At 65.9% G+C, this 4,673-nt stretch carries 3 protein-coding genes, 2 tRNA genes and 1 pseudogene; 3 read left to right on the top strand and 3 right to left on the bottom strand.

Annotation, left to right across the window (positions count from 1 at the left end; translation table 11 throughout):
* The first annotated feature begins 78 nt into the window (after window positions 1-78).
* Both JWR81_RS07015 and JWR81_RS07010 read left to right on the top strand, forming a co-directional pair.
* Window positions 79-702: a hypothetical protein gene (locus JWR81_RS07015; protein WP_297648334.1), complete on the top strand. Its 624-nt coding sequence runs from the start codon at window positions 79-81 to the stop codon at window positions 700-702.
* A 391-nt stretch (window positions 703-1,093) separates the two neighbouring features.
* On the top strand, window positions 1,094-2,152 hold the full coding sequence (locus JWR81_RS07010; RefSeq protein ID WP_297648332.1) for an alpha/beta fold hydrolase: 1,059 nt from the start codon (window positions 1,094-1,096) through the stop codon (window positions 2,150-2,152).
* 47 nt (window positions 2,153-2,199) lie between these two features.
* Here JWR81_RS07010 and JWR81_RS07005 read toward each other — a convergent pair whose 3' ends face one another.
* The 3 genes and pseudogenes from JWR81_RS07005 to JWR81_RS06995 all read right to left on the bottom strand — a co-directional run bounded on the left by JWR81_RS07005 (window position 2,200) and on the right by JWR81_RS06995 (window position 4,032).
* Complete coding sequence (locus JWR81_RS07005) at window positions 2,200-2,499, bottom strand: hypothetical protein (RefSeq protein WP_297648336.1); 300 nt, start codon at window positions 2,497-2,499, stop codon at window positions 2,200-2,202.
* Window positions 2,500-2,578: 79 nt separating this feature from the next.
* Window positions 2,579-3,172: pseudogene (locus JWR81_RS07000) on the bottom strand (IS630 family transposase); the annotation flags it as partial.
* Between the two features lie 786 nt (window positions 3,173-3,958).
* A tRNA-Gly gene (locus JWR81_RS06995) sits at window positions 3,959-4,032 on the bottom strand.
* Window positions 4,033-4,590: 558 nt separating this feature from the next.
* Between JWR81_RS06995 and JWR81_RS06990 the strand changes: the two genes are divergently transcribed.
* Window positions 4,591-4,664 (top strand) — tRNA-Pro (locus JWR81_RS06990).
* The last annotated feature ends 9 nt before the right edge of the window (window positions 4,665-4,673 follow it).

Genomic DNA, 4,673 nt, shown 5'->3' with positions numbered 1-4,673 from the left:
GTGTCACGCACCAGCCCGCAGCCGATGCGTCTAGGCCAGGCTTGACGGCTTGCGTCTAGTGCGGGATAGACTTACTCTGTGACCAAGCCGAGGGACATCGTGAAGCGCATCGCCGGGGAGGCGAAGCAGCAGGGTCTCGACTTCGTCCTCGATCGTGAGGGCGCCAACCACACGATCTACTCACTCGACGGCGTCATCATCCCGATCCCCCGCCACCGCGAGGTGAACGAGCGCACCACCGAGGGGATCTACCGCGAATGCCAGGAGAAGCTGGGGAAAGGGCTGGTGGCGACGATGAGCACCTACACCGCGGTGGTGTCGCGCGACGGGAAGTTCTGGCACATCGAGGTTCCCGAGATCGACCGCGTCACCCAGGCCCGCACCATCAACGAGGTCGACGACATGGCCCGCGACCTGATCGCGATCATGACCGGCATCGAGCCCGGCACCATCGAACTCGACGTACGGATCCAGCTTCCCGACAGCGTGCGAGCACACCTCTCAGAGGTGGAGCGGGCCCGAGACGCCGAAGCCCAGGCCCGTTCCCACGCCGCAACCGAACTCCGAGCAGCCGCCGCCGAGCTGAAGAACGCCGGACTGTCCGTACGCGAACTCGGCGCCGTCCTCGGGATCTCCTACCAACGCGCCAGCCAGCTCACCAGCGGAAACAGCCTTCCCGCGGAGCGTCGGCGCGCCGGCTGACGGCGTCTACGGGATGGGCCATTCCCAGCCGCCGTGCGCACCGGGTCGAAGACGACGACGGCCGCCGACTCTGACACGTCGAGCACGAAGTCGAAGTTGTAGGAGCGATTCGGCTTCAGTTCGTTCGGCGCGTCGTAGACACACGAGGCCGCCTGCACGGCCGACACCACAACCGACTCGCCGTCACGACTGATGACAGCCCCAAGGTCCCGGCCACTCGAGCTCGACCTGCTCCGCTCCGATGACGCCACGACCGGCAGGTCACCACAGTGCGCGTGCGTGTCCTCCCCGCGTCACCAACCACCGTCAGTGGGACACCCTAGACACGGCCCCCGGCGGCTCGTTACCGTCCGTCCGGAGTACCTCCGCTCTGACCGAGGGGGCGTCCCAGATGGCCGCAGAGTTCGTGCAGGACTACGAGACTTTCGATCTCGGAGACTTCACGCTTCAGCACGGCGACACCCTCAAGGACGCGAAGCTCGCCTACAAGACGTTCGGCGAGCTGAACGCCGAGAAGAGCAACGCGATCGTCTATCCGACGTGGTATTCGGGCTTCCACTGGGACAACGAGTGGCTGGTCGGCGAGGACATGGCCCTCGACCCCCGCCAGTACTTCATCATCATCCCGAACATGCTCGGCAATGGGCTCTCGAGCTCGCCGAGCAACACGCCGCCCCCGCACGATAAGGCGAACTTCCCGAACGTCACGTTCTACGACCAAGTCGAGGCACAGCACAAGCTGGTCGCCGAGCACTTCGGGATCGAGACGCTGCCGCTTGTCACCGGCTGGTCGATGGGCGCGGGGCAGACCTACCAATGGGCGGTCAGCTATCCCGACATGGTGCAACGCGCCGCCCCGTTCTGCGGCTCCTCCAAGACCAGCGAGCACAACTTCGTCTTCCTCGAGGGCGTGAAGGCGGCCCTGACCGGCGGCGACAGTTTCAAGGGCGGCTTCTACGACGCGAAGCCGGAGGACAACCTGCGCAGGACGGGCCGCGTGTATGCCGGTTGGGGGTTCTCCCAGGCCTTCTTTTGGGACCGCCTCTACACGGACATGGGCCACTCATACCGGCTCGGCATCGACCTGGCGTTCCCGACGCTCGAGGAGTTCCTCGTCCAGTACTGGGAGGGCCACTTCCTCGACCGCCGCGACGTCAACGACCTGCTGTCGATGCTCTGGACCTGGCAGTACGGCGACATCAGCCAGACGCCCGGGTTCGACGGCGACCACGTCAAGGCATTGCAGTCGATCAAGGCCAAGCTCATCGCCATGCCCGGCCTGAAGGACCTGTACTTCCCGCCGGAGGACGAGGAGTACGCGTCGCAGTACATCCCCAACGGGGAGGTCCGGGTCATCCCGGGCGTGTGGGGTCACTTCGCCGGCAGCGGTGACTGCGCCGTCGATCGCAAGTGGATCGACGACGTCATCAAGAAACTGCTCGCAAGCTGACGGACACCCCACCACCGGCTGGGCCGGCTACCCGACCTAGCGGCTTGTCACGCAGCCTTGGGGCCGGGTAATCGGTCCAGGTTCGGATCGGTGAGTCGGTAGCGAAGTTGACCTTCGGCGAAGCTCGGGTGTTGTGCCAGCGGACGTAGTCGGCGATGGCGGCGTTCTGCTCGGCGTGGCTGCGGTGATCGGTGCCATTGAGCGCGAAGTAGCGCAGCGCCGCGAACTCGGCCTCGAATCCAGTTCAACCAGGAGCTGTAGGTCGGCACGAACACCAACTCGACCTCGTGATCGGCGCACCAGGCCCGGACGGCGGCGTGGCGGTGCGGGGAGAAGTTGTCGCACACCACGTACAGCTTCTGGGCGGGCCTGCAGGGTCGTGAGCAGGTCGAGGAACTCGGTCGCGCGTTTGCGCGGGCGGATCCGGTAGAACAGCTTACCGGTGGCCAGGTCCAGCGCCGCGAGCATGTGCATCACACCGTCGTAGCGGTGATAGGTCGCCCGCATCCACCGCGGGCGGCCGCGGAACTGCCAGCTCTTGCCCTTGCGCGGGAGCAGGTTCAACGGCCCGAACTCATCGACGCACACGACCCGGCCATCCTCGGGCGGGTGGTCATACAGCTCAAGGATTCGGCGCATTTTGGCGATGAAGTCCGGGTCGGTGGAGGCCTTCCAGGTGGTCGTGGTCTGCCAGGACACCCCGGCGTCGCGCAGGATCCGGCGCAGCGTCTCGCGGCTGATCGCCGCGACGATGCCCTCGGCCAGCAGATGCTCGCGGAGCTTGGTCAGCGACCAGGTGGAGAACCCGGTGATGCCCCACTCGGCGGGAGACCTACGGGCGATCAGGCAGATCCACTCGCGGAGCTGCTCACCGATCCTCCTCGGACGTCGCCCGCTCCATTTTGGGTTCAGTGCGTCGAACCCCCGCTCGTTGAACGCGTGGACCACATCACGCACGTAGTCGTCGCTGACCTGCAGCAACGAGACGATGTCGCCGACGGCCTGGCCCTGGCCCGACATCATCACCACGATCGCGCGCCGCAACCGGACCGGGTCCTTGGCCGTCCTGGTGATCCGCTGCAGCCTGCGCCCCTCGTCCATCGACAAGCCCAGAATGCTCGCTGCGGGTGCCGCACGCTGCTCGATGTACCCGAACGGGTGACTCGCGATGAATGCGAGGCTGACACGAGGCCCGGGACGACGGGTCATCGTGAACAGACCGAAGTCGACACCGACGCGGTCATCCTCATCTCGTCGACCGACCGATCGACTTTGGAGGGCGGATGACCGCCGCGACTAACCATTTTCGCATCCACCAATCAGACGACCTCTGCGGCGGCGCTCGGCATCGGCGCGGCCACGCGCCATGCACGACAGACGAAGCCAGCAGGCTGCTCGCCCGCCCTGGGACACGGGGTCACCATGCTCGACCGCGACGGAGACGAGCCTCGGCCGGAGGTTGCAACTGCGGCCGCCGCCACGTGTCCTGCCACCACGGCGCCACAGATCGTGCAGTCTCACTGCCCTGCGGCTCGCCGCTGGGAACACCTACTCGAACATCTGCCCAACGTGCACACTGAGCCGCTTCACGCCGGCGCCACCGATACCTTACTACCGGACCTGGATGCCACTCGCAGTGAACTTAGCCTTTCCTTATCTCGATACCTTGCCGCGAGACTAGAGACACCGTCAACTCCGACCTCACCAGTCGACCCGAGCGCGTATCTCCAGTTAACTCGAGCCACACTTGGTGTCACGCGAGCGGGAGCAAGATCGTGCTTACACTGCAAACATGCAGGTCAGGCGTGGAGCGGGCGACGGGAATCGAACCCGCGTAGCTAGTTTGGAAGACTAGGGCTCTACCATTGAGCTACGCCCGCATGCCCCGGATCACCGGCGCGTCGACAGCTTAGCGGACTCCCTGAACGCCATCTCCTCCCCGTACGTAGATACCGATGACAGGGAGGTGGCGATGGGGAGGCGGACGGTCCGGCGCTGGGCGGCCCCCACCAGACAGGTGCAGGAGGTCCGACGTGCCGCTCTGGAACGGCGGTGTGACGCCGCACAGGGTGATGTCGAAGCAGATGATCTCGTCGGTGCTGTTGGTCCGGTAGTCGAACGTGCCGTGCCCCGGCCTCGCCGGGCGTGGGCACGCCGTCAGCATTGAACACCATGTCCGACGTCGCCATTTGCGGTGAACATGCTGGTGAACGACGTGGGCTCGGGTACGTCCGCGTTCTAGATGGCCTGGGCGAACGCGGGCGTGGCGGTGAGGCTGACGGTGGCCACCGTCAGCGCGGCCACGGCGGCGATCCTGCGGGCGAAGCATGGAGATCCTCTCGGTTCGGGTCCGTTATGTCCGTTTCTACGGACGCCGATCCGCCCGCGTTCACTGGCGCGGCACCACTCGTTCGCGTCAGGCCCTAGACTGCGGCCGACGGGGTGTGGCGCAGCTTGGTAGCGCACTCGCTTTGGGAGCGAGGGGCCGTGGGTTCAAATCCCGCCACCCCGACTCTGTGCC

Origin of the sequence: Pseudonocardia sp., from assembly GCF_025965585.1 — a bacterium.
Classification (GTDB): Bacteria; Actinomycetota; Actinomycetes; order Mycobacteriales; family Pseudonocardiaceae; genus Pseudonocardia.
Note: the sequence above shows the minus strand (reverse complement) of the source record. Positions and strands in the feature narration are given on the sequence as shown.

Coding starts and splice junctions, on each gene's coding strand:
- JWR81_RS07010 (WP_297648332.1), top strand. CDS start 1,094: ATGGCCGCAGAGTTCGTGCAGGACTACGAGACTTTCGATCTCGGAGAC.